Origin of the sequence: Leisingera sp. JC11 (genome assembly GCF_040704725.1) — a bacterium.
Classification (GTDB): Bacteria; Pseudomonadota; Alphaproteobacteria; order Rhodobacterales; family Rhodobacteraceae; genus Leisingera.
In genome coordinates, this window is sequence record NZ_JBFCVS010000007.1 from 174,027 (window position 1) to 200,130 (window position 26,104).

The 26,104-nt window shown below is 63.7% G+C and carries 28 protein-coding genes; 20 read left to right on the top strand and 8 right to left on the bottom strand.

The window, feature by feature from the left end; translation table 11 throughout:
* Positions 1-297 precede the first annotated feature (297 nt).
* Positions 298-1,260: a malate dehydrogenase gene (gene mdh, locus AB1A62_RS10210; RefSeq protein ID WP_366661384.1), complete on the bottom strand. Its 963-nt coding sequence runs from the start codon at positions 1,258-1,260 to the stop codon at positions 298-300.
* Positions 1,261-1,419: 159 nt separating this feature from the next.
* Here mdh and AB1A62_RS10215 point away from each other — a divergent pair, with 159 nt between their 5' ends.
* Positions 1,420-2,175: a sulfite exporter TauE/SafE family protein gene (locus AB1A62_RS10215; protein WP_366661385.1), complete on the top strand. Its 756-nt coding sequence runs from the start codon at positions 1,420-1,422 to the stop codon at positions 2,173-2,175.
* A 78-nt stretch (positions 2,176-2,253) separates the two neighbouring features.
* Here the strand turns inward: AB1A62_RS10215 and AB1A62_RS10220 are convergent, their stop codons facing one another.
* A complete protein-coding gene (locus AB1A62_RS10220; RefSeq protein WP_174146117.1) occupies positions 2,254-2,568 on the bottom strand; it encodes a hypothetical protein in 315 nt (104 codons plus the stop codon).
* 350 nt (positions 2,569-2,918) lie between these two features.
* Here AB1A62_RS10220 and AB1A62_RS10225 point away from each other — a divergent pair, with 350 nt between their 5' ends.
* From AB1A62_RS10225 to AB1A62_RS10285, 13 genes are all read left to right on the top strand, one after another.
* The gene (locus tag AB1A62_RS10225; RefSeq protein WP_366661386.1) at positions 2,919-3,773 is read left to right on the top strand and encodes a CoA ester lyase; all 855 of its coding nucleotides are present in this window, start codon (positions 2,919-2,921) and stop codon (positions 3,771-3,773) included.
* Positions 3,774-3,807: 34 nt separating this feature from the next.
* A complete protein-coding gene (locus tag AB1A62_RS10230; RefSeq protein ID WP_366661387.1) occupies positions 3,808-4,356 on the top strand; it encodes an NnrU family protein in 549 nt (182 codons plus the stop codon).
* A gap of 23 nt (positions 4,357-4,379) precedes the next feature.
* The gene (locus tag AB1A62_RS10235; RefSeq protein WP_366661388.1) at positions 4,380-4,583 is read left to right on the top strand and encodes a DUF1737 domain-containing protein; all 204 of its coding nucleotides are present in this window, start codon (positions 4,380-4,382) and stop codon (positions 4,581-4,583) included.
* Complete coding sequence (locus AB1A62_RS10240) at positions 4,583-5,614, top strand: MaoC family dehydratase (protein WP_366661389.1); 1,032 nt, start codon at positions 4,583-4,585, stop codon at positions 5,612-5,614. Before AB1A62_RS10235 ends, AB1A62_RS10240 begins: the two co-directional genes overlap by 1 nt.
* A 135-nt stretch (positions 5,615-5,749) precedes the next feature.
* Entirely contained in the window at positions 5,750-6,451 is a 702-nt protein-coding gene (locus tag AB1A62_RS10245; RefSeq protein WP_366661390.1) for a DUF1194 domain-containing protein, read from the top strand.
* Between the two features lie 194 nt (positions 6,452-6,645).
* On the top strand, positions 6,646-7,029 hold the full coding sequence (gene sdhC, locus AB1A62_RS10250) for a succinate dehydrogenase, cytochrome b556 subunit (protein WP_366661391.1): 384 nt from the start codon (positions 6,646-6,648) through the stop codon (positions 7,027-7,029).
* Positions 7,030-7,045: 16 nt separating this feature from the next.
* Complete coding sequence (sdhD, locus tag AB1A62_RS10255; RefSeq protein ID WP_366661392.1) at positions 7,046-7,417, top strand: succinate dehydrogenase, hydrophobic membrane anchor protein; 372 nt, start codon at positions 7,046-7,048, stop codon at positions 7,415-7,417.
* 19 nt (positions 7,418-7,436) lie between these two features.
* Positions 7,437-9,242 (top strand): succinate dehydrogenase flavoprotein subunit, encoded by a 1,806-nt coding sequence (gene sdhA, locus AB1A62_RS10260; RefSeq protein ID WP_366661393.1) that lies wholly within the window; start codon positions 7,437-7,439, stop codon positions 9,240-9,242.
* Between the two features lie 11 nt (positions 9,243-9,253).
* On the top strand, positions 9,254-10,033 hold the full coding sequence (locus AB1A62_RS10265; protein WP_366661394.1) for a succinate dehydrogenase iron-sulfur subunit: 780 nt from the start codon (positions 9,254-9,256) through the stop codon (positions 10,031-10,033).
* 110 nt (positions 10,034-10,143) lie between these two features.
* A complete protein-coding gene (locus AB1A62_RS10270) occupies positions 10,144-10,413 on the top strand; it encodes a hypothetical protein (RefSeq protein WP_366661395.1) in 270 nt (89 codons plus the stop codon).
* A gap of 45 nt (positions 10,414-10,458) precedes the next feature.
* Entirely contained in the window at positions 10,459-11,169 is a 711-nt protein-coding gene (locus AB1A62_RS10275; RefSeq protein WP_366661396.1) for a divalent cation transporter, read from the top strand.
* Positions 11,170-11,298: 129 nt separating this feature from the next.
* Positions 11,299-11,460 carry a hypothetical protein gene (locus AB1A62_RS10280; protein WP_366661397.1) on the top strand — a complete coding sequence of 54 codons (162 nt, stop codon included), beginning with the start codon at positions 11,299-11,301 and terminating at the stop codon, positions 11,458-11,460.
* A 367-nt stretch (positions 11,461-11,827) separates the two neighbouring features.
* Entirely contained in the window at positions 11,828-12,685 is an 858-nt protein-coding gene (locus AB1A62_RS10285; protein ID WP_366661398.1) for a DUF1989 domain-containing protein, read from the top strand.
* A gap of 156 nt (positions 12,686-12,841) precedes the next feature.
* Here the strand turns inward: AB1A62_RS10285 and deoD are convergent, their stop codons facing one another.
* The 3 genes from deoD to AB1A62_RS10300 all read right to left on the bottom strand — a co-directional run bounded on the left by deoD (position 12,842) and on the right by AB1A62_RS10300 (position 15,970).
* Positions 12,842-13,546, bottom strand: a complete 705-nt coding sequence (deoD, locus tag AB1A62_RS10290; protein WP_366661399.1) for a purine-nucleoside phosphorylase — start codon at positions 13,544-13,546, stop codon at positions 12,842-12,844.
* 19 nt (positions 13,547-13,565) lie between these two features.
* Positions 13,566-13,883 (bottom strand): H-NS histone family protein, encoded by a 318-nt coding sequence (locus AB1A62_RS10295; protein WP_366661400.1) that lies wholly within the window; start codon positions 13,881-13,883, stop codon positions 13,566-13,568.
* 119 nt (positions 13,884-14,002) lie between these two features.
* A complete protein-coding gene (locus AB1A62_RS10300; protein WP_366661401.1) occupies positions 14,003-15,970 on the bottom strand; it encodes a protein meaA in 1,968 nt (655 codons plus the stop codon).
* A 169-nt stretch (positions 15,971-16,139) separates the two neighbouring features.
* On the opposite strand from AB1A62_RS10300, the gene AB1A62_RS10305 reads away from it, so the two are divergent.
* The 6 genes from AB1A62_RS10305 to AB1A62_RS10330 all read left to right on the top strand — a co-directional run bounded on the left by AB1A62_RS10305 (position 16,140) and on the right by AB1A62_RS10330 (position 23,108).
* A complete protein-coding gene (locus AB1A62_RS10305) occupies positions 16,140-17,570 on the top strand; it encodes a 1-acyl-sn-glycerol-3-phosphate acyltransferase (RefSeq protein ID WP_366661402.1) in 1,431 nt (476 codons plus the stop codon).
* 113 nt (positions 17,571-17,683) lie between these two features.
* On the top strand, positions 17,684-18,964 hold the full coding sequence (ccrA, locus tag AB1A62_RS10310) for a crotonyl-CoA carboxylase/reductase (protein ID WP_366661403.1): 1,281 nt from the start codon (positions 17,684-17,686) through the stop codon (positions 18,962-18,964).
* Positions 18,965-19,317: 353 nt separating this feature from the next.
* Complete coding sequence (locus tag AB1A62_RS10315) at positions 19,318-20,037, top strand: autoinducer binding domain-containing protein (RefSeq protein ID WP_366661404.1); 720 nt, start codon at positions 19,318-19,320, stop codon at positions 20,035-20,037.
* Positions 20,038-20,130: 93 nt separating this feature from the next.
* Entirely contained in the window at positions 20,131-20,772 is a 642-nt protein-coding gene (locus tag AB1A62_RS10320; RefSeq protein WP_366661405.1) for an acyl-homoserine-lactone synthase, read from the top strand.
* Positions 20,773-20,835: 63 nt separating this feature from the next.
* Positions 20,836-22,374 carry an AAA family ATPase gene (locus AB1A62_RS10325; protein ID WP_366661406.1) on the top strand — a complete coding sequence of 513 codons (1,539 nt, stop codon included), beginning with the start codon at positions 20,836-20,838 and terminating at the stop codon, positions 22,372-22,374.
* Positions 22,371-23,108: an SDR family oxidoreductase gene (locus tag AB1A62_RS10330; protein ID WP_366661407.1), complete on the top strand. Its 738-nt coding sequence runs from the start codon at positions 22,371-22,373 to the stop codon at positions 23,106-23,108. The genes AB1A62_RS10325 and AB1A62_RS10330 overlap by 4 nt, the downstream gene beginning before the upstream one ends.
* Positions 23,109-23,351: 243 nt before the next feature.
* On the opposite strand, the gene AB1A62_RS10335 is transcribed toward AB1A62_RS10330, so the two are convergent.
* The 3 genes from AB1A62_RS10335 to AB1A62_RS10345 form a co-directional block, all read right to left on the bottom strand.
* Positions 23,352-24,137, bottom strand: coding sequence for a TIGR02186 family protein (locus AB1A62_RS10335; RefSeq protein ID WP_366661408.1), 786 nt, complete (start codon positions 24,135-24,137; stop codon positions 23,352-23,354).
* A 1-nt stretch (position 24,138) separates the two neighbouring features.
* Entirely contained in the window at positions 24,139-25,062 is a 924-nt protein-coding gene (locus AB1A62_RS10340) for a sulfite exporter TauE/SafE family protein (protein WP_366661409.1), read from the bottom strand.
* Between the two features lie 109 nt (positions 25,063-25,171).
* A complete protein-coding gene (locus AB1A62_RS10345; protein ID WP_366661410.1) occupies positions 25,172-26,095 on the bottom strand; it encodes a sulfite exporter TauE/SafE family protein in 924 nt (307 codons plus the stop codon).
* Between the last annotated feature and the right edge of the window lie 9 nt (positions 26,096-26,104).

Sequence of the window (26,104 nt, forward strand, 5' to 3'; positions counted from 1 at the left end):
ACTGTCCCGTCTGGCTGCAATTGTCTGCTGCTCAATAGGCCGTGTTAAAGGCAAGTGTTAAAGGGTTTTTTGACAGGCAGCGGAGAAATGCCGAAGATTTCCGGGTTTTGTGATCACGGGTTTTGGGGGTGTGATCACAAATTAACAAAGCCTTGATGCGGGTGATTCGAGCCGGGACCCAAGGGCTGCGCCCGCCGCATCATAGATCAAAAGCGGCAGCCGCAGGAGCGGCGGCGCCGCGGCAAAAGAAAAGGCCCGCCGGAAGCGGGCCTCTCTGATTTCCGGGTGCTGCGGGCCTCAGGCCAGCGAGGCGTCGATGCCTTTGCAGGCCTCGACCAGGCCCTTCACGGCGTTGACCGAATTGTCGAACATCGCCTGCTCTTCGTCGTTCAGCTGGATGTTCACCACCTTCTCGATGCCGCCGGCGCCAATCACGGTGGGCACGCCGACATACATGTCCTTGACGCCCAGCTCGCCGTCGCAATAGGCGGCGCAGGGCAGCACGCGCTTCTGGTCTTTCAGATAGGCCTCAGCCATTTCGATGGCGGAGGTGGCCGGCGCGTAGAAGGCGGAACCGGTTTTCAGCAGGCCGACGATTTCGGCGCCGCCGTCACGGGTGCGCTGCAGGATGGCGTCCAGGCGCTCCTGGGTGGTCCAGCCCATCTTGACCAGGTCGGGCAGCGGGATGCCGGCAACGGTGGAGTAGCGCACCGACGGCACCATGGTGTCGCCGTGGCCGCCCAGCACAAATGCGGTGACGTCGCGCATGGAGACGCCGAATTCCTCAGCCAGGAAGTGGCGGAAGCGAGCGGAGTCCAGAACGCCTGCCATGCCGCAGACCTTGTTGTGGGGCAGGCCGGAGAATTCGCGCAGCGCCCAGACCATCGCGTCCAGCGGGTTGGTGATGCAGATCACGAAAGCGTCCGGCGCGTGGTCGCGGATGCCTTCACCCACGGATTTCATCACCTTGAGGTTGATGCCCAGCAGGTCATCGCGGCTCATGCCCGGCTTGCGCGGCACGCCGGCGGTGACGATGCAGACGTCGGCGCCTGCAATGTCCTCGTAGGACTGGGTGCCCTTCAGCGAGGCGTCGAAGCCCTCGGAGGGACCGGATTCTGCGATGTCCAGCGCCTTGCCTTCGGGGATGCCTTCGGCGATGTCGAAGAGAACGACGTCGCCCAGTTCCTTGAGGGCTGCGAGATGTGCGAGGGTGCCGCCGATCTGACCTGCGCCGATGAGGGCGATTTTGGGTCGTGCCATTGGAAAATGTCTCCGGTCCGGTTGAAATTTCCTGATGCCTACGGCGTAAAACCGGGCCGTGCAAGGGTTCTGCACTGCGGCATTCGGCGCTGTATGCTTGTGTATACCGTGCTGATACCGCTAAACCGTCTGTAATCTGGGCATTTCGGAGGGCAGGTGATGGCAGCATTTGATGCGATGTTTTTCGTTTTTGCCATTCCCGCGGTCGTTTTTGCGGGCGTGTCCAAGGCCGGTTTCGGTTCCGGCGCCGCCTTTGCCTCGGCTTCGATTCTGGCGCTGGTGCTGGAGCCGGGCACCGCGCTGGCGCTGATGCTGCCCTTGCTGATGCTGATCGACGCAGCCACGCTGAGACCCTACTGGGGGCGCTGGAATCTGCGTGCTGCGCTGCTGCTGATCGGCGGCGGGCTGCCCGGTGTTGCGCTGGGGGCGTGGTTGTATGCGGCGGTGGATGCCGATGTTATGCGGGTGCTGATCGGCGTGGTTTCCGTCGGCTTTGTGCTGTGGCAGCTGCGGGCGCGGCTGGGGCTGCGGCTGGCCGCGGAGGTGCCGCTGTCCACCGGGGCGGGTGCGCTGGCAGGGCTGGCGGTGGGGTTCACCAGTTTTGTCAGCCACGCAGGCGGGCCGCCGGCGGCGGTTTATCTCCTCAGCCTCAAGTTGCGGAAGACCGAATATCAGGCCAGCACTGTGCTGATCTTCTGGGCCATCAACATTGCCAAGGCGGTGCCTTATGCCGGGCTGGGGATGTTCACCCGCGAGACCCTGACGCTGGATCTGATGCTGGCGCCCTTTGCCCTGCTGGGGGCCTGGCTGGGGGTGAAGCTGCACCACTCGATCCCGGAGCGCTGGTTCTTTGCGCTCACCTATGTGCTGCTGACGGTGACCGGCGCCAAGCTGATCTGGGACGGGCTGACCTGAGTTCTATGCCCAGGCGCAGCCCGCTGCGGCATCCCCGGCCGCGGAACATGCAGCCTGGAAACCTGCCTCAATGCCTGCTCAGGCGTCGCTGTCGGTGTTCGGCAGGGCCTCTGCCAGAACTTCGTAGGATTGGCCGGAGGCCACCAGGCAGGTCATGCCGTTGGGGGTGGTGACGGTGATGGTCCAGCTACCGGTGTCGGCAGAGGCAAAGGTCTCCATCACCATGCCCTGCTGGCCCATGCCGATGCTCTGGCGGCTTTCGCCGTATTTTTCGGCCAGCCGTTTCACCACCGCGTCGCGCGGGGCGCAGTTGCGGCTTTGCGCGGCGGCGGGAGCGGCGGCCATGGCAGATGCGGCCAGGGCCAGCGTGAGTGCAAGATAGGTCTTTTTCATCTCGTTTTACCCTTTCCGGAACGGCCGGACAGGGCGGGGTGCCGGATGGCGGCCCCCGGTGCCCCTGTTAGGGCCGGTGTGTGACGCGGTACGATTTTGCAGGCCCCATGCCTGCGGGCAGCAGGTGCGGCCTGGTGGGGCGGCGGGGTCCTGTGCCTTGGTGCCCTTCAGTGTGCCGGTCAGGTGCTGATAAGTGGTTAACCAGGCGTGCGCTGAAAATTCACACTTGTTATCAAGTGCTTGCTGCAAATGCGTGAAAGCTTACGCTGCGCTGCGGCGGAATTGTACTTGAAAGTATACAATCGAATCTGTACCGCTTTACGCAACAAAATAACTTTTGGAGAGGCTCTATGGACCCGCGTGCGCGCCCTTACCGTTCGGTTTTGTATATCCCCGGCTCCAATGCGCGTGCGCTGGAGAAGGCCAAAACCCTGCCGGTGGACGCGGTGATCTTTGATCTGGAAGACGCGGTCTCGGCCGATGAAAAAACCAATGCCCGCGAGACTTTGGCCCAGGCGCTGAAGGCCGGCGGCTATGGCACGCGGATGAAGATCGTGCGGATCAATGGGCTGGACACGCCCTGGGGCCGCGGCGATGCGGCGGCAGCGGCGCGGATGGACTGCGACGCGATTCTGCTGCCCAAGGTGAACGCGCCGGAGGATCTGGACGCGCTGGCGGAAATCACCGGCGATATCCCGCTGTGGGCGATGATGGAGACCCCGCGCGGCATGCTGAACGCCGCGGCAATTGCGGCGCATCCCAAGCTGCAGGGCATGGTGATGGGCACTAATGACCTGGCCAAGGAATTGCAGACCCGCTACCGGCCCGACCGGATGCCGATGATGGCAGGTCTGGGCCTGTGCCTGCTGGCGGCCAAGGCCGAGGGGCTGGTGATCGTCGATGGTGTCTACAACGCTTTCAAGGATGTCGAGGGGCTGGCCGCGGAATGCGCGCAAGGCAGAGACATGGGCTTTGACGGCAAGACCCTGATCCACCCGGCGCAGGTTGAGGTGGCCAATGCGGCCTTTGCTCCGACCGAACGCGAGATCGACACCTCCCGCCGCCAGATTGCCGCATTTGATGAGGCCCGGGCCGCAGGGCAGGGTGTTGCCGTGGTCGACGGCAAGATAGTCGAGAACCTGCATGTTGTAACGGCGCGTGAGATTCTGGCAAAAGCGGATGCAATCGCCGCGCTTTCCGCATAGGTGTTAATCAGCTTAACATCTAAGAGGGGCTGATATGGCGCTTTTGATCCTGGGACTTCTGCTGTGGTGGGGCGGCCACCTGTTCAAACGCCTGGCGCCGGACATGCGCGCCTCCATGGGCAATGGCGGGCGCGGCGTGGTGGCGCTGGTGCTCGTGGCCGGTGTGGTGCTGATGGTGCTGGGCTACCGCTCCGCCGAAAGCTTCGATCTGGCGCTGGTTCCGCCGTTCCTGACACATATCAACAACCTGCTGGTGCTGGTTGCGATCTATTTCATGAGCCCCGGCCCGCATAAGGGGGCGCTGTTCTACAAGATGCGCCACCCGATGCTGACGGGCTTTGGCCTGTGGGCGCTGGCGCACCTGCTGGTCAATTGGGATCCGGCGTCCTTTGTGCTGTTCGGCGGCTTGTGGGCCTGGTCCATTGCCGAGAAGATCGTGATCAACCGGTCGGAGCCTGATTGGCAGCCGGGACCGAAGGGCGCGATTGCCAAGGACGGGATGTTCCTTGCCGCCTCGATTGTCCTGATGGCGGTGATCGGCTACGTCCACGGCCTTGTTGGCCCGTCGCCGTTTGGCGGCTAGGCCCAGGAGCAGGATAGGAAGCCATGAAACTGTACCGATTTTTGTCCGAGGACGACACCTCTGCATTTTGCCACAAGGTGACCGATGCGCTGAACAAAGGCTGGGAGCTGCACGGCAGCCCGGCCCAGGCCTTTGATCCCGTCAAGGGCATCATGCGCTGCGGCCAGGCGGTGGTGAAGGAAGTGGACGGAACCTACACCCCTGAGACCAAACTGGGAGAGCACTGATGGCCAAGACCAATCCGGGCCGGTTTTTCGATGATTACACCGTGGGCGAGGTGATCCGCCACGCGGTGCCCCGCACGGTGTCGGGCGGCGAGCGTGCGCTGTACCATGCGCTCTACCCGGCGCGCCATGCGCTCTATTCTTCGGATGAGTTTGCCCGGGTCTCTGGTCTGCCTTCGGCGCCGCTGGATGATCTGGCGGCCTTCCATGTGGTGTTCGGCAAGACGGTTCCGGACATCTCCCTCAATGCGCTGGCGAACCTCGGCTATGCCGAGGGCCGCTGGCTGCTGCCGGTCTATCCCGGCGATACGCTGCGTTCTGAGTCCGAGGTGATCGGGCTCAAGCAGAACTCCAACGGCAAGTCCGGCGTGGTCTATGTGCGCACCCGCGGCCTGAACCAGCGCGACGAATGCGTGATGGAATACGTGCGCTGGGTGATGGTGCGCAAACGCGACCTGGATGCCCCGGCGCCGGAGACGGTGATCCCCGAGCTTAACAAGGTGATTCCGGCGGACCAACTGGTGATCCCTGCGGGGTTGGACTTCAGCAATTACGATTTCACCCTGGCCGGCGAGCCGCACCGTTGGGGCGACTATGAGGTGGGCGAGACTATCGACCATGTGGATGGCGTCACCATCGAGGAAGCAGAGCACATGATGGCGACCCGCCTTTGGCAGAACACCGCCAAGGTGCATTTCGACAATACCGCGCGGCCTGACGGGACCCGGCTGATTTATGGCGGCCACGTGATCTCGATGGCGCGCACGCTGTCGTTCAACGGCCTCGCCAATGCGCAGATGATCGTCGGCCTGAATGGCGGGGCGCATGCCAACCCCTGCCTGTCCGGGCTGACCGTGCGGGCCTGGTCGGAGGTGCTGGACAAGGCCGACACCGCGGCGCCCGGTGTCGGCGCGATCCGGCTGCGGCTGGTGGCCACCAAGGGCGGCGAGCCGTTCCAGCTGAAGGGCGAGGACGGCAAGTACCTGCCGGATGTGCTGCTGGATCTGGACTACTGGGCGCTGATGCCGAAGTGACCGGGCAGGGGGCGCTGCCCCCTCGCGCTTTGGACGCTTATCCCCGGAGTATTTTCGGCCAGAAACAGGCGGCGGATTTTCCGGGCTGGCAGAATTGTGATGACCTTTCCCGCGATTGCCGCTTAAGCTGGCGGCATGCGGGTTTTGCAGCTTCTGGTTTTCTCCATGCTCTCCCTCTGGCCGGTGAAAGCAGCGGCCTGCGATCTGGCATTGGTGCTGGCGGTGGATGTCTCCGGCTCTGTTGATGCCGATGAATACCGCATTCAGATGGACGGACTGGCAGCGGGGCTGCGCGACGGGGTGGTGTCCGAGGCGCTGGTCAAGGCGCGCGCCCAGGTGCTGCTGATGCAGTGGTCCGGGGAGTCGCGCCAGGAGGTGTCGCTGCCCTGGGTGGAGGTTCGGACGTTCGCTGATGTCGAGGCGCTGGCGCAGCGGATCGAGCAGGCGCCGCGGCCCTGGCGCAACTATTCAACCGCCGTGGGGGAAGCGCTGTTCCTGGCCTTGGAGCAGTTTCCGGCGGTGGCGCATTGCAAGCGCCGGGTGATTGATGTCTCCGGCGACGGGTTCTCCAACGAAGGGGTCGAGCCGCGGGCGGCGCATGCGGCCCTGGCGGCGGCCGATGTGACGGTGAATGCCATCGCAATCGAGCAGAGCGAGCCGGATCTGACCGCCTATTTCTTCGAGAATGTAATCCGCGGCGAGGGGGCCTTTGTGGTCTCTGCCGCAAGCTTTGCCGACTACCCGTCGCGCATCCGCAAGAAGCTGGTGCGGGAGGTGGCACGGCAGACCGCGGCGCTGCCTGCGGGGACGGGGAGGGCGGTTGTATCTTTGCAGTGATTTGCAGAAGGGGCCCTGATTCTGCAAAAAATTTTCAATCGGCGGATTTGTGATCACTAATTATTTGCTGTGATCACAAGCCGTGGCGTTTTAGCGCCAACAGGCGAGAAACCTGCCGTTTTTAACCGATCACTCGGGTGACACGCCGTAAAAATCGGCTAAAACGTCGTCAGCCAACCTGAAAAGGAGCCAACATGGCCGATGTCAATCGGGGCAACCGCCCGCTTTCGCCGCATTTGCAGGTCTACCGCCCGCAGCTGACCTCCGTGACGTCGATCCTGACGCGGATCACCGGCAACGCGCTGATCGTTTCCGCGCTGCTGATCGCCTGGTGGTTCCTGGCCGCCGCTACCTCGCCCGAGTACTTCGCCATCGCCAACGGCCTGCTGACCAGCTGGTTCGGCGATCTGGTGATGACCCTGTCGGTGCTGGGCCTGTGGTACCACACGCTGGCCGGCATCCGGCATCTGATCTGGGACAACGGCTATATGCTGGATCTGGAGCAGGCCGAGAAGCTGGGCTGGATTGTCGTGATCGGCTCGGCGGTTCTGACCGTACTCACCATTATCATCGTCTAAGCTGGGGACACACGCGATGCGATATCTGACTGACCGCAAACGCGCCGTTGGCATGGGCGCTGCAAAATCCGGAACCAGCCATCACTGGTCGATGCAGGTGAGCTCCATTGCCCTGCTGATCCTGGTGCCGCTGTTTGTTTTCACCTTCGGTCCGGCGCTGGGCGGCTCCTATGAGGAGATCACCGCCTATTATTCCCGCCCGTTCCCGGCACTCGTGGCGGCGCTGACCATCTGGGTCGGCATGATGCACTTCAAATCCGGCGCCCAGATCATGATCGAGGACTATGTCCACGGCTTCAAAGGCCGCCTGACGATCATCCTGGTCAACTGCCTGTCTTATGCCGTCGCCGCGACCAGCGCCTATGCGCTGATCCGCCTGGCCCTGTAACTCCCCGAGGTCTTTTTCAATGGCTGCTTACGAATACGAAACACATGAATATGACGTGGTCGTGGTTGGCGCCGGCGGGGCTGGCCTCCGCGCGACGCTGGGCATGGCGGAACAGGGGCTGCGCACGGCCTGTGTGACCAAAGTGTTCCCGACCCGCTCCCACACCGTGGCGGCGCAGGGCGGTATTGCCGCCTCCCTGGGCAACATGGGCCCGGACAGCTGGCAGTGGCACATGTATGACACCGTCAAGGGTTCCGACTGGCTGGGTGACACCGACGCGATGGAATATCTGGCCCGCGAGGCGCCCAAGGCGGTTTACGAGCTGGAGCACTACGGCGTGCCGTTCTCGCGCACCGAGGAAGGCAAGATCTACCAGCGCCCGTTCGGCGGTCACACCACCGAATTCGGTGAAGGCCCGGCGGTGCAGCGCACCTGCGCTGCTGCCGACCGGACCGGCCACGCGATCCTGCACACGCTGTACGGCCAGAGCCTCAAGAACAACGCGGAATTCTACATTGAGTATTTCGCCATCGACCTGATCATGTCCGAGGACGGGCAGTGCCAGGGCGTTGTGTGCTGGAAGCTGGATGACGGCACCATGCATGTGTTCAACGCCAAGATGGTGGTGCTGGCGACCGGCGGCTATGGCCGTGCGTATTTCTCCGCCACCTCGGCGCATACCTGCACCGGCGACGGCGGTGGCATGGTGGCGCGGGCAGGCCTGGCGCTGCAGGACATGGAGTTCGTGCAATTCCACCCGACCGGCATCTACGGCTCCGGCTGCCTGATCACCGAGGGCGCGCGGGGCGAGGGCGGTTACCTCACCAACTCCGAGGGCGAGCGGTTCATGGAGCGCTATGCGCCCCAGTACAAGGATCTGGCGCCGCGCGATTATGTCTCGCGTTCCATGACCATGGAAATCCGCGAGGGCCGCGGTGTGGGCGCCGAGGGCGACCATATCCACCTGAACCTGTCCCACCTGCCGGCCGAGGCGCTGGCGGAGCGGCTGCCGGGCATTTCGGAAAGCGCCAAGATCTTTGCCGGTGTCGACGTGACTAAGGAGCCGATCCCGGTTCTGCCCACCGTGCACTACAACATGGGCGGCATTCCGACCAACTACTGGGGCGAGGTGCTGAACCCGACCACCGACGATCCGACCGCCGTGGTGCCCGGCCTGATGGCCGTGGGCGAGGCGGGCTGCGCCTCGGTGCACGGCGCCAACCGGCTTGGCTCCAACTCGCTGATCGACCTGGTGGTCTTTGGCCGTGCCTCCGCCATCCGCGCGGGCAGGGTCGTGGACGCCGACGCGGCAAACCCGGTGCTGAACCAGGCCTCTGTCGACAAGGCGTTCGACCGCTTCGACACCCTGCGCAGCGCCAAGGGCGGCATCCCGACCGCGGACCTGCGGCTGGAAATGCAGCGCACCATGCAGGCGGACGCGGCGGTGTTCCGCACCGACAAGACCCTGAAGGAAGGCGTTGAGAAGATGACCGCGATTGCGGCCAAGCTTGACGATTTGCAGGTGACCGACCGCTCGCTGGTCTGGAACTCCGACCTGATGGAGACGCTGGAGCTGACCAACCTGATGCCGAACGCGCTGGCCACCATCGTCGGCGCTGAGGCCCGCAAGGAAAGCCGCGGTGCGCATGCGCATGAGGATTACGCCACCCGCGACGACGAGAACTGGCGCGTCCACACCGTCTCCCGCGTGGAGGGCAACAAGGTTGATCTGTCCTACCGTCCGGTGATCACCGATCCGCTGACCACCGAAGACGAAGGCGGCATCAGCCTCAAGAAAATCGCGCCCAAGGCGCGGACGTTCTAAGGAGACAGACCATGGTTCAATTCAGCCTCCCGAAGAACTCCAAGATCACCACTGGCAAGACCTGGCCCAAGCCGGAAGGCGCCAGCAATGTGCGCAAGTTCAAGATCTACCGCTGGAACCCGGATGACGGCCAGAACCCGCGGGTCGATACCTATTTCGTCGACATGGACAGCTGCGGCCCGATGGTCCTGGACGCGCTGATCAAGATCAAGAATGAGATCGACCCGACCCTGACCTTCCGCCGTTCCTGCCGCGAGGGGATCTGCGGCTCCTGCGCGATGAACATCGACGGCATCAACACGCTGGCCTGCATCTATGGCATGGATGAGATCAAGGGCGATGTGGCGATTTACCCGCTGCCGCATATGCCGGTGGTCAAGGACTTGATCCCGGATCTTACGCATTTCTATGCCCAGCATGCCTCGATCATGCCGTGGCTGGAGACCAAGACCAACCGCCCGGCGAAAGAGTGGAAGCAGTCCATCGAGGACCGCAAGAAGCTCGATGGCCTCTATGAATGCGTGATGTGCGCCAGCTGTTCGACCTCCTGTCCGAGCTACTGGTGGAACGGCGACCGTTACCTTGGGCCGGCCGCACTGCTGCACGCCTACCGCTGGATCATCGACAGCCGGGACGAAGCCACGGGCGAGCGTCTGGACCAGCTGGAGGATCCGTTCAAGCTCTACCGCTGCCACACCATTATGAACTGCGCCAAGACCTGCCCCAAGGGCCTGAACCCGGCCAAGGCGATTGCGCATATCAAGAAGATGATGGTGGAACGCGCGGTCTGAGTGCCGCAGGCAGTCCGCGAGGATCCGCCGTTTCGAGTGATGAAAATTGCATGGCCCCCGGTTTCCTGCGAAACCGGGGGCATGTTTTCAGCAGACAACGGATTTCGGGCATGAAGTTACTTGGATGTGCCGCGGGTGCGCTGACCCTTCTGGCGGGCTGCATGACGGCAACGGATCACGACCGGATCGGCGGCCAGCTGGCGGCGACGGATGCCAGGATCCCAGGCTGTATCGAAGCCGCGGGCATCACCGGAGAGGTCCGGATCAGCACCGAATTCCTGGGCCATGGGGCCGGGGCGACGGTGCTGCGCAACGTGCAGCCTGGGCCGAATGTGACTGTGGCGCAGGCGGCGCAGGCGACCTCCTGCATCAACACCTGATCCAAACAGGTTGAGCGGCGGCAGATGCCGCCCTAAGGTGCCGGAATGCAACCGCATTTCTACGCCGTTTTACTTGCCGGCTTTGCCGGGCTTTCGATGCCGCTGGGCGGGCTTCTGGCCTGGTGTGAGCACATTAGCAACCCGGTGCTGCGCGACCGGGTTTTGCACACCATTGCGGCCTTTGGCGGCGGCGCGCTGGCCTCGGCAGTGGCGCTGGTGCTGGTGCCGGAAGCGGCCGATGCGCTGCCGCCCGTCTGGGCGGTTGGCCTGTTTGCCGCGGGAGGCTTGGTTTTCTATCTGACCGATGCCGTTCTTCAGCGTCACGGGGGCAGCGGCGCCTTGCTGCTGGCGATGCTGCTGGATTACCTGCCGGAGGCAATGGCGCTGGGGGCGATGCTGGTGGCGGATGCCGCCACCGCCAAGCTGCTGGCGCTGATGATCTTCCTGCAGAACCTGCCCGAGGGCTTTGCCGCCTTCCGCGAGGTCTGGAGCGGCGACAGCCCGGCCTGGCACGTGCTGCTGTTGTTTCTGGGGCTGGCCGCATTGGGACCTGCCTGCGCGCTGGCCGGGCTGGTCTGGCTGGCGGAAGCCCATTCGGTGCTGGGGGCAATCATGATCTTTGCTGCGGGCGGCATCCTTTACCTGCTGTTTCAGGACATCGCCCCAAAGGCGCACAGCAACCGCAGCAGCGCCCCTGCGCTGGGGGCGGTCGCGGGATTTGCGCTGGGGCTGGCCGGGCATCTGCTGATCGGCTGATAAAGACAGGGCGGGCCGGCTTGCGATAATTGCATGGCAAAGCTGCAAAAACATCCGGTGCGTGCGGGGACGGCAGCGGCTATGTTTCGGGGTAAGGGAGGATGGTGCCGCAAGTAAGGAGACCACCCGATGAAATCCGTAGAAACTCTGGAAGAGCAGCAAGCCGAAGCTGCCCGCGCCGCGCTGGAGGCGCTGGAGCAGGCCTATGCCTACTACACCCCCGAAACACTTGTGCAGAGCGGGCAGGCGCCGGAGCGGGACCAGCTGTTCGAATACTATCAGGCTGCGTGAAGCGGGCCGCCGGGGTCCTCGTGCGGGATTTGCATTTGAAGGGCCGTGCCGTCAGGGCTAGACAGGCCGCATGATACTTGTTGTTGCCCTTGCGGTTGGCGTCCTTTGCTACTTCCTGTGGCGCCATCGTGCGATGGATCTCACCCGCAATTGCCGCTGGCGGCAGGTCAAGTCCGAAGGGCACTGGCGTTGCGTCTCTTGCGGTGCCGTGGAACCCGGGGAAGCCGCCCCCCGCATCTGCCGTAATCCGCAGCGCAGCACCTGACAGGGCACGGTTGCAGCTGCAGGGGTGCCTGCTGCGCGAAGGGCTTGCGCCGCGGCGGGGATGAGGTCTTGATGGGGCAAACGAACAGGAAGGTTTGCCCCCATGTCCAGCACTCCCGCTGCCCCCGCCGACGCTGCGGCCCGCCGCGCCGTCAAACCGGTGATCTGCTACCCGAACGAGACCCTGCCGGTGCCGGACCTGGCGCTGTACAGCCAGGCGCGGGAAAGCGCGGTGAAAACCGGCGAGGTGCGGGTGCCGCCCCGCGATGCTGCCTGTTTCGAGGTGCCCGCCGGGCATTTCTTCCGCATAACCTCAATCGAGGGGCCGCAGGTGGGCGATCTCAACCTGTGGAACAAGACCGATCTCAGCGAGCGGTTCTATTCCGGCAAGACCCGCGCCCTTCATGGCACCCACATCACCACCGGCGAGCGGATGTGGACCAGTTTCCCGCATTTGCGTCCGATGGCGACCGTCGTGGCGGACACGCTGGGCTGGTACGGTATCGACGAATTCGGCGGCTCGGTGCATGACGTGATCGGCACCCGCTGCGACCCCTATACCGGAAACCTGCTGGCGGGCAGCCAGTACCACCACTGCTGCCACTCCAACCTGACCCGGGCGCTGGCAGATCATCTGGGCGTTTCCCTGGCGGAGGCGGAGCCGCTTGTGCATGATGTCCTGAACGTCTTCATGTGCACCGGCTTCACCCGCGATACCGGCCAGTATTTCATGAAGGCAAGCCCGGTGCGCCCCGGCGATTACCTGGAGTTTTTTGCCGAGATCGACCTTTTGGGCAGCCTCAGCGCTTGTCCGGGAGGGGATTGTTCGGCGGAGCATTCCAGCGATACCGCCGCCTGCTACCCGATGCTGGTCGAAGTTTTTGCCCCGGCAGAGGGTGCGCTGGGCGATTGGAAAAGCCCGCCGCCCAATGGCTATGACCGCAGCCATGGCCGCGGCTGAACCACGCGAATTTCGCATTTAACCGGAATGTGCTGCCAAATTTCTTCCGATCGGAAAACAGCCGAGTTGCCGCCAGGCGCTTCGCAATCAGGAAATATTAAAGGGCAGCGGAGAAACCGCTGCCCTTTTCATTGCCAAAAATGAATTCACGCAACGTCAGCTAAATGCTGCCTCCAGCGCAATTTCAACCATATCGCCAAAACTGCGCTCGCGCTGGTCCGAGGGCAAGGCCTCGCCGGTGCCCAGGTGGTCGGACACGGTCAGCACCGCCAATGCCCGGCAGCCGTGGCGGGCGGCCAGCGTGTAGAGTTCCGCCGCTTCCATCTCGACGCCCAGGATGCCATGGCGCACCATCTGCTCATTCAGGTCGGGGCGTTCGTCATAGAACACGTCCGAGGAGTAGATGCCGCCGATATGGGTGGCTGAGCCGCGTTTGGCAGCCGCCTGGGCGGCCGCCTGCAGCAGGCCCCAGTCGGCGCAGGGGGCAAAATTCAGCTCGCGGAAAATACCGCTGGAGGGGCTGTTCACGGTGCTTGCGGTCATGGCCAGGATCACGTCGCGGACCTTGACCTTGTCCTGCATGCCGCCGCAGGAGCCGATGCGGATCAGGGTTTTTGCGCCGTAATCGCGGATCAGCTCATTGGCGTAGATCGACAGCGAGGGCATGCCCATGCCGCTGCCCTGGATGGTGACCCGGTGGCCGTTCCAGGTGCCGGTATAGCCCAGCATCCCGCGCACTTCGTTGACCAGCCGGGCGTCTTTCAGAAAGGTTTCAGCCGCCCATTTCGCGCGGTACGGGTCGCCGGGCATCAGCACGGTTTCGGCAATCTCGCCCGGTGCGGCGCCGATATGAATGGTCATGGCTTTGCTCCGCTAGGCGTCAGATTTCCAGGTCGGAGATATCCATGCCGGCGGTCAGCGCGGCATGCACCCAATGCGGCTTGCGGCCGCGGCCGGTCCAGGTTTCCTCGGGGTTGTTCGGGTTGCGGTATTTCGGGGCAGCTTTGGTTTTCTTGGCGCCCTGGCGCGATGCGCTGGCGATTTCATCCAGCGAAAAACCGTATTTTGCGGCAGCTTCTTCGGCGGCTTTCAGGGCTTCCTGACGCTCGCGCAGTTCTGCTTCCTGCAATGCCTTTTCAACATCGTTTTGCAGCTGCAGAAGCTCTTTTCTGCTCATAGCTGAAAGATCGAAGGTCATTCTGAACTCCATATAAAAATGACATACCGGAAAAGCCGGTATGTCATTCCTTATGGCCCAATTGCCAGACGCATTTCAGCATCTTTTTTGGCGATTTGCAGGAAACTGCCTATTAAATATCAATTTGCTGCAATTTCAGGTGGCTTTGCCAGGTTGACAATGTCGCTCATGATTGAATTGAGCTCGAAATCCTTGGGCGTGTAGACGCGGGCCACGCCCATGGATTTCAGCTTTTGCGCGTCCTCGTCCGGGATGATGCCGCCGACCACCACGGGAATGTGGTCCAGCCCGGCGTCGCGCATGCGCTGCATCATTTCCTCCACCAGCGGCAGGTGGCTGCCCGACAGGATCGACAGGCCAACCACATGGGCGTCGTCCTTCTGCGCCGCTTCCACCAGTTCGGCCGGGGTCATGCGGATGCCGTCGTAGGTGATGTCCATGCCGCAGTCGCGGGCGCGGAAGGCGATCTGCTCGGCGCCGTTGGAATGGCCGTCCAGGCCCGGCTTGCCGACCACGAATTTGATCCGGCGGCCCAGCACGTCGCTGACCGCGTTGACTGCATCGCGCAGGTCGTCCAGCCCCTCGGTCTTGTTCGACACCGAGGCCGACACGCCGGTCGGGCCGCGGTAGGTGCCGTGGACCTTGCGCATTTCCTCAGCCCATTCACCGGTGGTGACGCCGGCCTTGGCGGCAGCAATCGAAGGCTCCATGATATTGGCGCCGCTTTGCGCTGCGGCGCGCAGGGCGGCCAGCGCCGACTGCACCGCATCATTGTCGCGTGCGCCGCGCCAGGCATTCAGGCGGCTGATCTGTTCCTGCTCCACCGCCGGGTCAACAACCATGATACCGCCGTCTTCGGTCTGCAGCGGCGAGGGTTCGCCCTCAGTCCACTTGTTGACGCCGACCACCACGGTCTCGTTCTTCTCGATCCGGTTCAGTCGCTCGGCGTTGGAGTCGACCAGGCGGCCCTTCATGTATTCGATGGAGGCGACAGCGCCGCCCATCGATTCCAGGTTGGCCAGCTCGGCGCGGGCGCCTTCCTTCAGCTCCTCCACCTTGGCGTCGACTGCCGGGTTGCCGTCGAACAGGTCGCCGTATTCCAGGAGGTCGGTCTCATAGGCCAGGATCTGCTGCATCCGCATCGACCACTGCTGGTCCCAGGGGCGGGGCAGACCAAGAGCCTCGTTCCAGGCGGGCAGCTGCACGGCGCGGGCGCGGGCTTTCTTGGACAATGTCACCGCCAGCATCTCGATCAGGATGCGGTAAACGTTATTCTCCGGCTGCTGCTCTGTCAGGCCCAGCGAGTTCACCTGCACGCCATAGCGAAAGCGGCGGAACTTGGGGTCGGCAACGCCATAGCGCTTCTCGCAGATCTCGTCCCACAGATCGACAAAGGCGCGCATCTTGCACATCTCGGTGACAAAGCGGATGCCCGCGTTCACGAAGAAGGAGATGCGGCCGACCATGGCCGGGAAATCCTCCGGGGCGATGCGCGGCTTCAGCTCATCCAGCACCGCTTGCGCGGTGGCCAGCGCAAAGGCCAGCTCCTGCTCCGGCGTCGCGCCGGCCTCCTGCAGGTGGTAGGAGCAGACGTTCATCGGGTTCCACTTGGGCACGTTGGTGTAGCAGTACTCTGCAACATCCGCGATCATCTTGAGGCTGGGCTTGGGCGGGCAGACATAGGTGCCGCGCGAGAGGTATTCCTTGATCAGGTCGTTCTGCACCGTGCCCTGCAGTTTCGACACATCAGCGCCTTGTTCCTCGGCCACCGCGATATAAAGCGACAGCAGCCAGGGTGCGGTCGCATTGATGGTCATCGAAGTGTTCATCTGCTCCAGCGGGATCTGATCGAACAGCGCCCGCATATCGCCCAGGTGGCAGACCGGAACGCCGACCTTTCCCACTTCGCCGCGGGCCAGCACATGGTCGCTGTCATAGCCGGTCTGGGTCGGCAGGTCGAAGGCGACGGACAGGCCGGTCTGCCCCTTCGCCAGGTTGGCGCGGTAAAGCGCGTTGGATGCCGATGCCGTGGAATGGCCGGCATAGGTGCGGATCAGCCAGGGGCGGTCTTTTTGCATCTGCGGCATGTCGGGCCTCGCGAGTCAGTGTGGCGGTAATTTTATTTCGTCACGCTGATGTAAACTGCAATTTTCAACCCATGTCAATTCGCTGCGTTGCGGCAATTCCGCTGCCGGGGCGGGAATCCCGGGTGGCTTGGCGCTTGTAAAGGCGGAGGCCATAGGCAACTGTTCAACTATGACGCAAACCGTGGAACTGCCGCTGTGGCTATTCGTGCTGATCGTGGGCTTTGCCGCGGTGACCTTTGCGTCGCACTTCCTGTTCCCGTCGGTGCGATGGTTCTTCCGGCGGCGGCTGGAGCGCGCGGTGGCGCGGCTGAATCAGCGGCTGGAACGCCCGATCGAGCCGTTCAAGCTGACCCGCCGCTATGACATGATCCAGCGGCTGATCCACGACCCGCAGGTGACCCAGGCGGCAGCGGACCATGCGGCGGCGGAGGGAATCCCGGAAAACGTGGCGTTTGAGCAGGTGCGCCGATACGCGCGCGAGATCGTGCCCGGGTTTTCCGCTTTTGCCTATTTCAGCCTGGCGATCCGGGCAGCGCGGTTTCTGTCCAACGCGGTCTACCGGGTGCGGCTGGGGCACCAGGACGAGCAGGCGCTGCGGGCCATCGACCCCAAGTCCACTGTCGTTTTCGTGATGAATCACCGCTCCAACATGGATTACGTGCTGGTGACCTATCTGGCGGCGGAACGCTCGGCGCTGTCTTACGCGGTGGGGGAGTGGGCGCGGGTCTGGCCGCTCAGCCGCCTGATCCGGGCGATGGGCGCCTATTTCATCCGCCGCCGCTCGCGCAATGATCTCTACCGCAAGGTGCTGGCCGCCTATGTGCGGCTGGCCACCCGCGGCGGCTCCACCCAGGCGATGTTTCCCGAGGGCGGGCTGAGCCTCGATGGCGCGCTGGCCGCGCCCAAGCTGGGGCTGCTGAAATACATCGTCGAGGGATGCGATCCGGACCGCCGTGACGTGGTGTTTGTGCCGGTGGCGCTGAATTACGACCGGGTGCTGGAAGACAAGATCCTGACCTCTGCCGCCAAGGCGGGCGACCGCCGCTTCCGCGCCCGGATCGGGCTGGTGGCGCTGCGGCTGCTGCGGCAGTTGTGGCTGTGGCTGACCGGCCGCCACCGCCGGGCCGGCTATGCCGCGGTGAGTTTCGGCCGCCCGCTCAGCCTGGCCGGGTTCGGGGCAGGGCGCGAGGGCGATATCACCAAACCGCTGGCGCGGGAGCTGATGCAGCGGATCAGCGCCATTGTTCCGGTGCTGCCCGTGCCTCTGATCGCGGCCATCCTGCTGCGACACGGCCCGCTCAGCCGCGCTGCCATCGAACACCGGCTGGAAGATCTGGTCGCGGCAATGCCGCTGGCGCAGGTGCATATCCCGCGGGAAAACCTGCCTTATGCGGCCGAGACGGGACTGCATCATCTGCTGCGGCGCGGCCTGGTCACCGAGAACGGCGGGCAAGTTGTGCCGGTCGAGGACCGCCAGGATTTGCTGGCGTTTTATGCCAATTCGATCCGCCACCTGCTGCCCGGAGGCAGCGAACTGCCCGGCGGAAGCCGTGGTTTTTCTGCACCTGCTAAAGGCAATGCTGCATCCGCAGGGTCATAAAATTACCCAAATGCCGCAAAAGTGGTTGCAATATTACTCTTCCAATCCTATCCCTCAGGTAATCGCCGCGATTCTGCACCGCGGCAAAGGACAGGATACACAAGGAGGCCATCATGGCATTGGATACCCAGACTGACGTCATGTCGTACGAGGCGCCCGAGAAAGATCTCTATGAAATGGGCGAAATGCCCCCGATGGGCTATGTGCCCAAGAAGATGTACGCATGGGCGATCCGCAAGGAGCGCCATGGCAACCCCGACACCGCGATGGTGCAGGAGGTTGTCGACGTGCCGCAGCTGGACAGCCACGAGGTGCTGGTTCTGGTGATGGCGGCCGGCGTCAACTACAACGGCGTCTGGGCTTCCCTGGGCAAGCCGATCTCGCCCTTCGACGGCCACAAGGCGCCGTATCATATCGCGGGTTCCGATGCTTCGGGTATCGTCTGGGCGGTGGGCGCCAAGGTTACGCGCTGGAAAGTCGGTGACGAGGTGGTGATCCACTGCAACCAGGACGACGGCGACGACGAGGAATGCAACGGCGGCGACCCGATGTACTCCCCCAGCCAGCGGATCTGGGGCTATGAGACCCCGGACGGATCGTTCGCCCAGTTCACCAACGTGCAGGCTCAGCAGCTGATGCCGCGGCCCAAGCACCTGACCTGGGAAGAAAGCGCCTGCTACACGCTGACGCTGGCGACCGCCTACCGGATGCTGTTCGGCCATGAGCCGCACGACCTGAAGCCGGGTCAGAACGTGCTGGTCTGGGGCGCCTCCGGCGGCCTCGGCTCCTATGCGATCCAGCTGATCAACACCGCCGGCGCCAACGCCATTGGCGTGATCTCGGACGAGAGCAAGCGCGACTTCGTCATGGGGCTGGGCGCCAAGGGCGTTCTGAACCGCAAGGACTTCAACTGCTGGGGCCAGCTGCCCACGGTGAACACTCCGGAATATGCCGAATGGTTCAAGGAAGCCCGCAAGTTCGGCAAGGCGATCTGGGATATCACCGGCAAGGGTGTGAACGTCGACATGGTGTTCGAGCACCCGGGCGAAAGCACCTTCCCGGTCTCCACCTTCGTGGTGAAGAAGGGCGGCATGGTCGTGATCTGCGCCGGCACCACCGGCTATAACCTGACCTTCGACGTGCGCTACATGTGGATGCACCAGAAGCGCCTGCAGGGCTCGCACTTTGCCCACCTCAAGCAGGCCGCGGCTGCCAACAAGCTGATGGTTGAGCGCCGCCTGGACCCCTGCATGTCCGAAGTGTTCACCTGGAACGACCTGCCCGAAGCGCACATGAAGATGCTGCGCAACGAGCACCTGCCGGGCAACATGTCGGTGCTGGTGCAGGCGCCGAAGACCGGCCTGCGCACCCTTCAGGACGTGCTTGACGCCTGAGACTGAGGGGTACGCCAAGCCCGGGCAAAAATCCTTCCCGCGAATCGCGCCGGCGGTTCGCGGGAAATTTCATTTATAATTTCATTTTTTCAGATGCTTACCTGTAGCTGCCTCGCTGTTTCGGGGAGGATTGCGCCCAATCATGCAAGTGGGGTAAACCTTGGGTGGCATGCGGCAGCCGCCGGACACCTATAAACGGCGTCCTTTGGTAAAATTTGACCATTAAGTCAGAAGTGCCATTGACCAGGCCAACTGAGCCGCTGCAAACAAAGCCGAAGTTAACTGCCATGCCCCGAGCATCGGGTATTGCAGCAATCACATCCAAAGCAGCGAATTACGGCGGCAAACGAACAATGGCAGGCAAAGCAGAACTGGACCGTATCCTGGAGGCGCTGGACGCCACCGGTACACTGGATGGTCTTCAGCAGATCATCGAGCAGGTCTGTGCCGTGTTTGGTGTCGACCATGCGATGTACCATTGGGTCGACAGCGCCGGCGACCACTACTATTTCGGCACCTATCCGCAGGCTTGGGTCGAACGGTACCAGGAAAAGGCCTATGTCCGCGTCGATCCGGTTGTGGCCGGCTGCTACCAGCGCTTTCACCCGGTTGACTGGAAACGTCTGGACTGGTCGCCGAAACCGGCCCGCGAATTTTTGAAGGACGCGCTGGAGCACGGGGTTGGAAACCAGGGCTATTCGATCCCGGTCCGCGGGCCGAACGGGCAGTTTGCCGTGTTCACGGTCAGCCATAACTGCGACGATGAAACCTGGGAAAAGCTGACCGAGCGCTACAGCCGCGACATGATCCTGATGGCGCATTACTTCAACCGCAAGGCGCTGGAGTTCGAGCCCGACCGCAGCCCGGATCAGGCCCAGCCGCTGTCGCCGCGCGAGGTGGACGCGCTGACCCTGCTGGCGATCGGCTACAGCCGCGCGCAGGTGGCAAAGACCCTGTCGATCTCGGAGCATACGCTGCGCGTCTACATCGAAAGCGCCCGCTTCAAGCTGGGGGCGATCAATACCACCCATGCAATTGCCCGGGCGATGTCGCTCGGTTTGATTGTGATTTAACGCGCGGGTGTGAAAGCTACCGTAAATACACTCTGAGATTGTGGTTAATGGCCGTACCCTGTCCCTACTGTTCAACCAGAAGGGGACTAAATCATGCTTCGTTATATCTATGGCCGCGATCTGCACACTCACGCTGATCTGGCGCAGTCGATGTTCCGGGACCGGGCGGACCAGTTCAAGACCCGGCTCGGCTGGGACGTGCAGGTCGACCGGAACGGCGAGGAACGCGATCAGTATGACGCGCTGGACCCGCTCTATGTGATCTGGGAAATGCCCGATGGCAGCCACGGCGGCTCCATGCGGTTCCTGCCGACCACCGGCCCGGTGATGGTTAATGACGTGTTTCTGGACCTCGCGGGCGGTGTGCCGGTCTGCAGCCCGCTGATCTGGGAATGCACCCGGTTCTGCCTGTCACGCCAGGCGGGCCGCAATGTGGTCGGCGCGCTGACCCTGGGCGGGGTGGAGATCATGCGCAATTTCAGCGTCCAGCATTTCGCCGGTGTTTTCGACCGCCGCATGGTGCGGATCTACCGCAGCCTGGGTTTCAGCCCGGAGGTGATCGGCACCCGGGGAGAAGGACGGGACCGCATCTGCCTGGGGCTGTGGGAATACGCGCCGCAGGTCTATCAGAACGTGGCCGGCAAGGCAGGCATCTCGCCGGAACTGTCGCGCCTGTGGTTCGATCTTTCCTTTGGCAGCGCAGAGGCGCTGGAGCCGATGGCGCTTACGGCCTGAGATAACTGTTGGCCGGAGCCGGTTCCGCTGGCGGACCCGGCTCCGCGGATGTAGGGTCGCGCCATGACAGCTCTGCCCGTACAGTTTTCCGATGACCAGGCCACCGCTTATGACAGCGTGACCGAACTCCTGCGCCAGGCGGGGGTGGACCTTGATGATGGGCTGCTGCACCCGCCTCGCGGCGATGCCGGGGTGATGGCGGTGATCGGCAAGGCGGGATCGGGCAAGACGCTGCTGCTGGCGGAGCTTTACAAGGCGCTGGAACAATCAGGGGTCGAGGTTGTTTCCGGCGACTATGAGAGCCGCAAGAAGGGCGATGACCGCCGCACCCTGGCGATCCTGGCGCCGACCAACAAGGCCGCCAGCGTGCTGCGCCTGCGCGGGGTGCCCGCGACCACCATCCACCGCATTCTCTACACGCCGGTCTACGACCCTGAATTTGAGAAGATCGCCGAATGGCTGGCCGGGCAGGGCGATCAGCCCGAAATCGAAGGGCTGACAGAGGAGGCGCTGGCCCGTGCCGCCGCCTTTTACGAGAAGAACAAGTCGATCCCCGGCGCCCTCGCTGCCGCCGGCCTGCGCGGCTCCGACTTCATCACCGGCTGGAAGCGGCGCGAGGAGCCCCTGGACATCGGCTTTGTCGATGAGGCCTCGATGCTGGACGACCGCCAGTTCGAGGACTTGAAGGAGATCTTCCCGAACCTCATCCTGTTCGGCGACCCGGCGCAACTGGCGCCGGTGAACCAGTCGGGGTCGATGGTGTTCGATGCGCTGCCGGAGCCGCGCCGCCTGATCCTGAACCGCATCCACCGGCAGGAGGCGGGCAACCCGATCCTGGACCTGGCCCACGCGCTGGCCGACCCGCAGCTGGGGTTCGAGGATTTCGAACGGATGATCGAAGACACCGCACGCCGCGATGACCGCGTGGTCTGGGGCCAGCGGGTGGAGGTCGACCTGATGGCGCGGTCGCCGGTTCTGGTGTGGCGCAATAACACCCGTATCCGGCTGATCAATGCGTTCCGGACTGTGCATGGCGCGCCGGAGGATGAACTGATCGCGGGTGAGCCGCTGATCTGCGACGGTATCGAACTGCCGATGAAGCACCGCAAGAAACGCCTGGACCTGGAGGCCCGCGGCCTGATCAAGGGGGCGCAGGTGATCTTCCTCGGCTCCGGCCGCAAGCCCGGGTTCTCCCGCCTGCATGTGATGGGGGCAGAGGATCCGCAGGTCTCTGCGGCGTCCATCGTCAAAATCGAGAAGCCGGATGAGGAAGAGCCCTTCATTCCCTATGCGGCCCGCATGGGCGCCACCTTCCTGCATGGCGCGGCGGTGACCATCCACAAGGCGCAGGGCAGCCAGTGGGAGACCGCGCAGGTCTTTGCTCCCGACATCTATGCCGCTGCCCGCATGGGCCGGGTGGAGGCGGGGCAGCCGCTGTGGAAGCGGCTGGCCTATGTGGCGATTACCCGCGCCCAGGAACGGCTGATTTGGGTGGTCCGAAACCGGCTGGCCAAGCCCACCGGCCCGCTGCCGGTGGATGACCTGAAGGCGGTGCCTGCTGCCGCGCTGACGCTGGAAGCACAGGAGGAGACCCCGGCATGAGCAAATCAATCCTGATCACCGGCGCCAGCTCCGGCATCGGCCGCGCCGTGGCGGAGCTATTCCTGGCCGAAGGCTGGCAGGTCGGCCTGGCCGCGCGCCGGGCGGAGATGCTGGAGGAGGTGGCGCAGGGGCACGCCAGCGCCCATGTGCTGCCCGCCGATGTGACCGATCCGGCAGCGGTCGATCATGCGGTGAACAGCTTTGTGATGGCGGCAGGACGACTGGATGTGCTGTTCAACAACGCGGGCATCTTCACCCCGCCGGGCACCATCGACGAAATCCCGCTGGAGGATTGGTTTGCCTCCGTCAACGTGAACCTCACTGGCATGTATCTGACCGCCCGCGCCGCCTTCCGGCAGATGCGGCAGCAATCCCCGCAGGGCGGGCGGATCATCAACAACGGCTCCATCGCCGCTTACGTGCCGCGCCCGCACTCAGCGCCCTATGCCGCGACCAAGGCGGCGATCACCGGCCTCACCAAAAGCCTGTCACTGGACGGCCGCCCCTTTGACATTGCCTGCGGCCAGATCGACATCGGCAACACCCGCACCCCGATGGTCGAGGATCTGAGCCAGCGCCACGCCGAGGCCAGCCCGGGCGCTGAACCGATGCACACCTTTGCAGTTGAGGACGCGGCAAAGTCGGTGCTGTACATGGCCAATCTGCCTCTGGAGGCCAATGTCCAGTTCATGACGGTAATGGCGACCAAGATGCCCTACATCGGCCGCGGCTGAGCGCTCCCGCCCGTCGCTGGCGCATCCAGGATGCACCGCTCCCGTTGGGCGTGGCGCTGCGCTGACGCGCAGCGCGCCTCCCCTCCCGGCGGCAAAGCCGCCTGCCGGGCCGCGGGACGGGAAGATTGTCAGAAAGGAGAAACCGGGGCTTCTTCTTTGCTGCAAATACTTAGGGGTGAATTGGCCGCAAGGCCAAGAGGGGCGCGGCCCCTCTTCGTTTCCGCCTTAGGGGCCGCGCCCCTCTTACCGGTTTCTAAGCAGGCTGAAGGCTGCTGAGGCGCCCCAGCCGGCGGCAATGGCAATCGCCAGCGACATCAGGCCGTACAGGAACGGCTGCTCGCGCGAGAGGGAGAACAGGAACCGCTCCAGCCCTACCTTGCGCACGTCGATGGTGGTCTCGTAGCTCGACACCACCTCGCCGCCGCGGGTCAGGAAGATGCGGGTCTGGTAATCGCCCTCTGTCAGGTCGGCGGGCATCTTGATGGCGGTGCGGAACAGGGTTTGCTCATCCACCGCCACGGTGTTCTCGCGCAGCGAATAGAGTCCGTTCTTCTCGCGGATCCGCACCACCGCATCGGCAAAGGCCTGGGCGCCGCGGATGTGCATCGCCGCGCCAACCGAGCGGATCGCGCGTTCGATGGAGACGCGGTAGCGCAAGTCCTCGGTGTCGGTCAGCACCGTGTCAAAGGGCGCGCTGGTGGCAACCGCGTAGAAGGCCGGGGCCGAGTCGACCAGCACGCTGTCGACATTGACCCAGATGCCGACCTTCTTTTCCTTGCGGCGAACCATCACGGCGGGGGCGGGGCCGGACACAGCCACGACAACCTCTAGAGGTTCATCGGTAGGGATCGGGGTTTCCCGTTTCACCGCGCCGAAGATCAGGATTTCCGAGCCATCGAAGGTGGCGGTGATCGCGACCCGGTCCTGGCTGAGGCCCAGGACCACCTCTTCCTTGGCGGCCAAAGCCGCGGACTGCGGCAGCAGCGCCAGGGCGGCGGCGGTCAGGGCGGAAAGCATCAGCTTGCGCATATCAGTGGCCCCCCGCGTCGCCGAGCGTGAACAGTTCGGAGGGTTGCAGCAGCAGGTCGAGACCCAGTTTCACGCAGACCGCGATGACCATCAGCGCCAGCAGAATGCGCAGCTGCTCGGCTTTCAGGTAGACGCCGATGCGGGTGCCGATCTGGGCGCCGACCACGCCGCCGATCAGCAGCAGAACCGCCAGCACGATGTCCACGGTATAGTTGGTGGTGGCGTGCAGCATGGTGGTGAAGCCGGTGACCAGGATGATCTGGAACAGCGAGGTGCCGACAACAACCTTGGTCGGCATGCCGAGGATATAGATCATCGCGGGCACCATGATGAAGCCGCCGCCGACGCCCATGATCGCCGCGAGGATGCCGACGCAGACGCCGACCAGAATGGGCGGGATCACCGAGATATAGAGGCCCGACGTGCGGAACCGCATCTTGAACGGCAGCGCATGCACCCAGCCGCGCTGGCGCCGGGCCGCCGGAGCGGCGCCGCCTGCCTTCTTGGACTTGCGGATCGCGTTCAGGCTTTCGATGAACATCAGCCCGCCGACCACGCCCAGGAAGACGACGTAGCAGAGCTTGACCAGCAGATCGACCTGGCCGAGCGCCTTGAGGTAGTTGAACACCACAACCCCCAGCGCCGCGCCCATCAGGCCGCCGGCCTGCAGCACCAGTCCCATCTTGATGTCGACCGTGCGCCTTCGGAAATGCGCCAGCACGCCGGAGAAAGAGGAAGCGACGATCTGGTTCGCCTCGGTGGCCACCGCCACCGCGGGCGGGATGCCGATAAAGAACAGAAGCGGCGTCATCAGGAAGCCGCCGCCAACTCCGAACATGCCCGAGAGAACCCCAACCATTCCCCCAAGGCCCAGGAGAAGGAAGGCATTCACTGAGACCTCAGCTATGGGAAGGTAGATCTGCATGTTCTTTGTTAAACCGCAGTCATATCAAAAATCAATGATCTATGCCGCTCTGCAGCGTGCAGGACTGATTTGCCGTTGCAAACTGGACTTATAGCTGCCGGCCCGCGGTTCAGGGCAGATTGAGCACAGTCAGGGAAAACAGGTCGGCAGGTTCCAGCAGCAGTTCGAACCCGATCTTGACCGAGACCGACAGAACCAGCAGCGCGAGCAGAACACGCAGTTGCTCGGCCTTGAGCCTGGCGCCGATCAGGGTGCCCAGCTGGGCGCCTGCCACGCCGCCGATCAGCAGGAACAGTGCCAGCACCACGTCAACCGTGTGGTTGGTGGTGGCATGCATCACCGTGGTGAACCCGGCGACAAAGATGATCTGGAACAGCGAGGTACCGATCACCACCTTGGTCGGCATGCCGAGGATGTAGATCATCGCAGGCACCATGATGAAGCCGCCGCCGACGCCCATGATCGCCGACAGGATGCCAACGCCGAAGCCGACGAGCACGGGCGGGATCACAGAGATATAGAGCCCGGAGGCCTTGAACCGCATTTTGTAGGGCAGGGCATGTACCCAGGACCGCTGGCGCCGCTTGTAGGCGGGCGCGCCACCCGCCTGCCGTGCCTTGCGGATTGCATTGATGCTTTCGATGAACATCAGCGCGCCGATCACGCCGAGGAACAGCACATAGCACAGCTGCACCGCCAGATCGACCTGACCAAGCCGCTTGAGCCAGTTGAAGACCGCCATTCCCAGCGCGGCGCCCAAAAGGCCGCCGCAAAGCAGCACATAGCCCATCTTCAGGTCCACCGTGCGGCGCCGGAAATGCGCCATCAGCCCGGACACTGACGAGGCCACCACCTGGTTGGCGGAGGTGGCAACCGCAACCCCCGGCGGAATGCCGATCAGGAACAGGAGCGGCGTGATCAGGAAGCCGCCGCCGACCCCGAACATGCCCGAGAGCACCCCCACGGCGCCGCCGATGCCCAGCAGCAGCAGAAAGTTGACCGAGACCTCGGCGATGGGAAGGAAGATGTGCATGGGGCCATA

Coding starts and splice junctions, on each gene's coding strand:
- mdh (WP_366661384.1), bottom strand. CDS start 1,260: ATGGCACGACCCAAAATCGCCCTCATCGGCGCAGGTCAGATCGGCGGC.
- AB1A62_RS10215 (WP_366661385.1), top strand. CDS start 1,420: ATGGCAGCATTTGATGCGATGTTTTTCGTTTTTGCCATTCCCGCGGTC.
- AB1A62_RS10220 (WP_174146117.1), bottom strand. CDS start 2,568: ATGAAAAAGACCTATCTTGCACTCACGCTGGCCCTGGCCGCATCTGCC.
- AB1A62_RS10225 (WP_366661386.1), top strand. CDS start 2,919: ATGGACCCGCGTGCGCGCCCTTACCGTTCGGTTTTGTATATCCCCGGC.
- AB1A62_RS10230 (WP_366661387.1), top strand. CDS start 3,808: ATGGCGCTTTTGATCCTGGGACTTCTGCTGTGGTGGGGCGGCCACCTG.
- AB1A62_RS10235 (WP_366661388.1), top strand. CDS start 4,380: ATGAAACTGTACCGATTTTTGTCCGAGGACGACACCTCTGCATTTTGC.
- AB1A62_RS10240 (WP_366661389.1), top strand. CDS start 4,583: ATGGCCAAGACCAATCCGGGCCGGTTTTTCGATGATTACACCGTGGGC.
- AB1A62_RS10245 (WP_366661390.1), top strand. CDS start 5,750: ATGCGGGTTTTGCAGCTTCTGGTTTTCTCCATGCTCTCCCTCTGGCCG.
- sdhC (WP_366661391.1), top strand. CDS start 6,646: ATGGCCGATGTCAATCGGGGCAACCGCCCGCTTTCGCCGCATTTGCAG.
- sdhD (WP_366661392.1), top strand. CDS start 7,046: ATGCGATATCTGACTGACCGCAAACGCGCCGTTGGCATGGGCGCTGCA.
- sdhA (WP_366661393.1), top strand. CDS start 7,437: ATGGCTGCTTACGAATACGAAACACATGAATATGACGTGGTCGTGGTT.
- AB1A62_RS10265 (WP_366661394.1), top strand. CDS start 9,254: ATGGTTCAATTCAGCCTCCCGAAGAACTCCAAGATCACCACTGGCAAG.
- AB1A62_RS10270 (WP_366661395.1), top strand. CDS start 10,144: ATGAAGTTACTTGGATGTGCCGCGGGTGCGCTGACCCTTCTGGCGGGC.
- AB1A62_RS10275 (WP_366661396.1), top strand. CDS start 10,459: ATGCAACCGCATTTCTACGCCGTTTTACTTGCCGGCTTTGCCGGGCTT.
- AB1A62_RS10280 (WP_366661397.1), top strand. CDS start 11,299: ATGAAATCCGTAGAAACTCTGGAAGAGCAGCAAGCCGAAGCTGCCCGC.
- AB1A62_RS10285 (WP_366661398.1), top strand. CDS start 11,828: ATGTCCAGCACTCCCGCTGCCCCCGCCGACGCTGCGGCCCGCCGCGCC.
- deoD (WP_366661399.1), bottom strand. CDS start 13,546: ATGACCATTCATATCGGCGCCGCACCGGGCGAGATTGCCGAAACCGTG.
- AB1A62_RS10295 (WP_366661400.1), bottom strand. CDS start 13,883: ATGACCTTCGATCTTTCAGCTATGAGCAGAAAAGAGCTTCTGCAGCTG.
- AB1A62_RS10300 (WP_366661401.1), bottom strand. CDS start 15,970: ATGCCGCAGATGCAAAAAGACCGCCCCTGGCTGATCCGCACCTATGCC.
- AB1A62_RS10305 (WP_366661402.1), top strand. CDS start 16,140: ATGACGCAAACCGTGGAACTGCCGCTGTGGCTATTCGTGCTGATCGTG.
- ccrA (WP_366661403.1), top strand. CDS start 17,684: ATGGCATTGGATACCCAGACTGACGTCATGTCGTACGAGGCGCCCGAG.
- AB1A62_RS10315 (WP_366661404.1), top strand. CDS start 19,318: ATGGCAGGCAAAGCAGAACTGGACCGTATCCTGGAGGCGCTGGACGCC.
- AB1A62_RS10320 (WP_366661405.1), top strand. CDS start 20,131: ATGCTTCGTTATATCTATGGCCGCGATCTGCACACTCACGCTGATCTG.
- AB1A62_RS10325 (WP_366661406.1), top strand. CDS start 20,836: ATGACAGCTCTGCCCGTACAGTTTTCCGATGACCAGGCCACCGCTTAT.
- AB1A62_RS10330 (WP_366661407.1), top strand. CDS start 22,371: ATGAGCAAATCAATCCTGATCACCGGCGCCAGCTCCGGCATCGGCCGC.
- AB1A62_RS10335 (WP_366661408.1), bottom strand. CDS start 24,137: ATGCGCAAGCTGATGCTTTCCGCCCTGACCGCCGCCGCCCTGGCGCTG.
- AB1A62_RS10340 (WP_366661409.1), bottom strand. CDS start 25,062: ATGCAGATCTACCTTCCCATAGCTGAGGTCTCAGTGAATGCCTTCCTT.
- AB1A62_RS10345 (WP_366661410.1), bottom strand. CDS start 26,095: ATGCACATCTTCCTTCCCATCGCCGAGGTCTCGGTCAACTTTCTGCTG.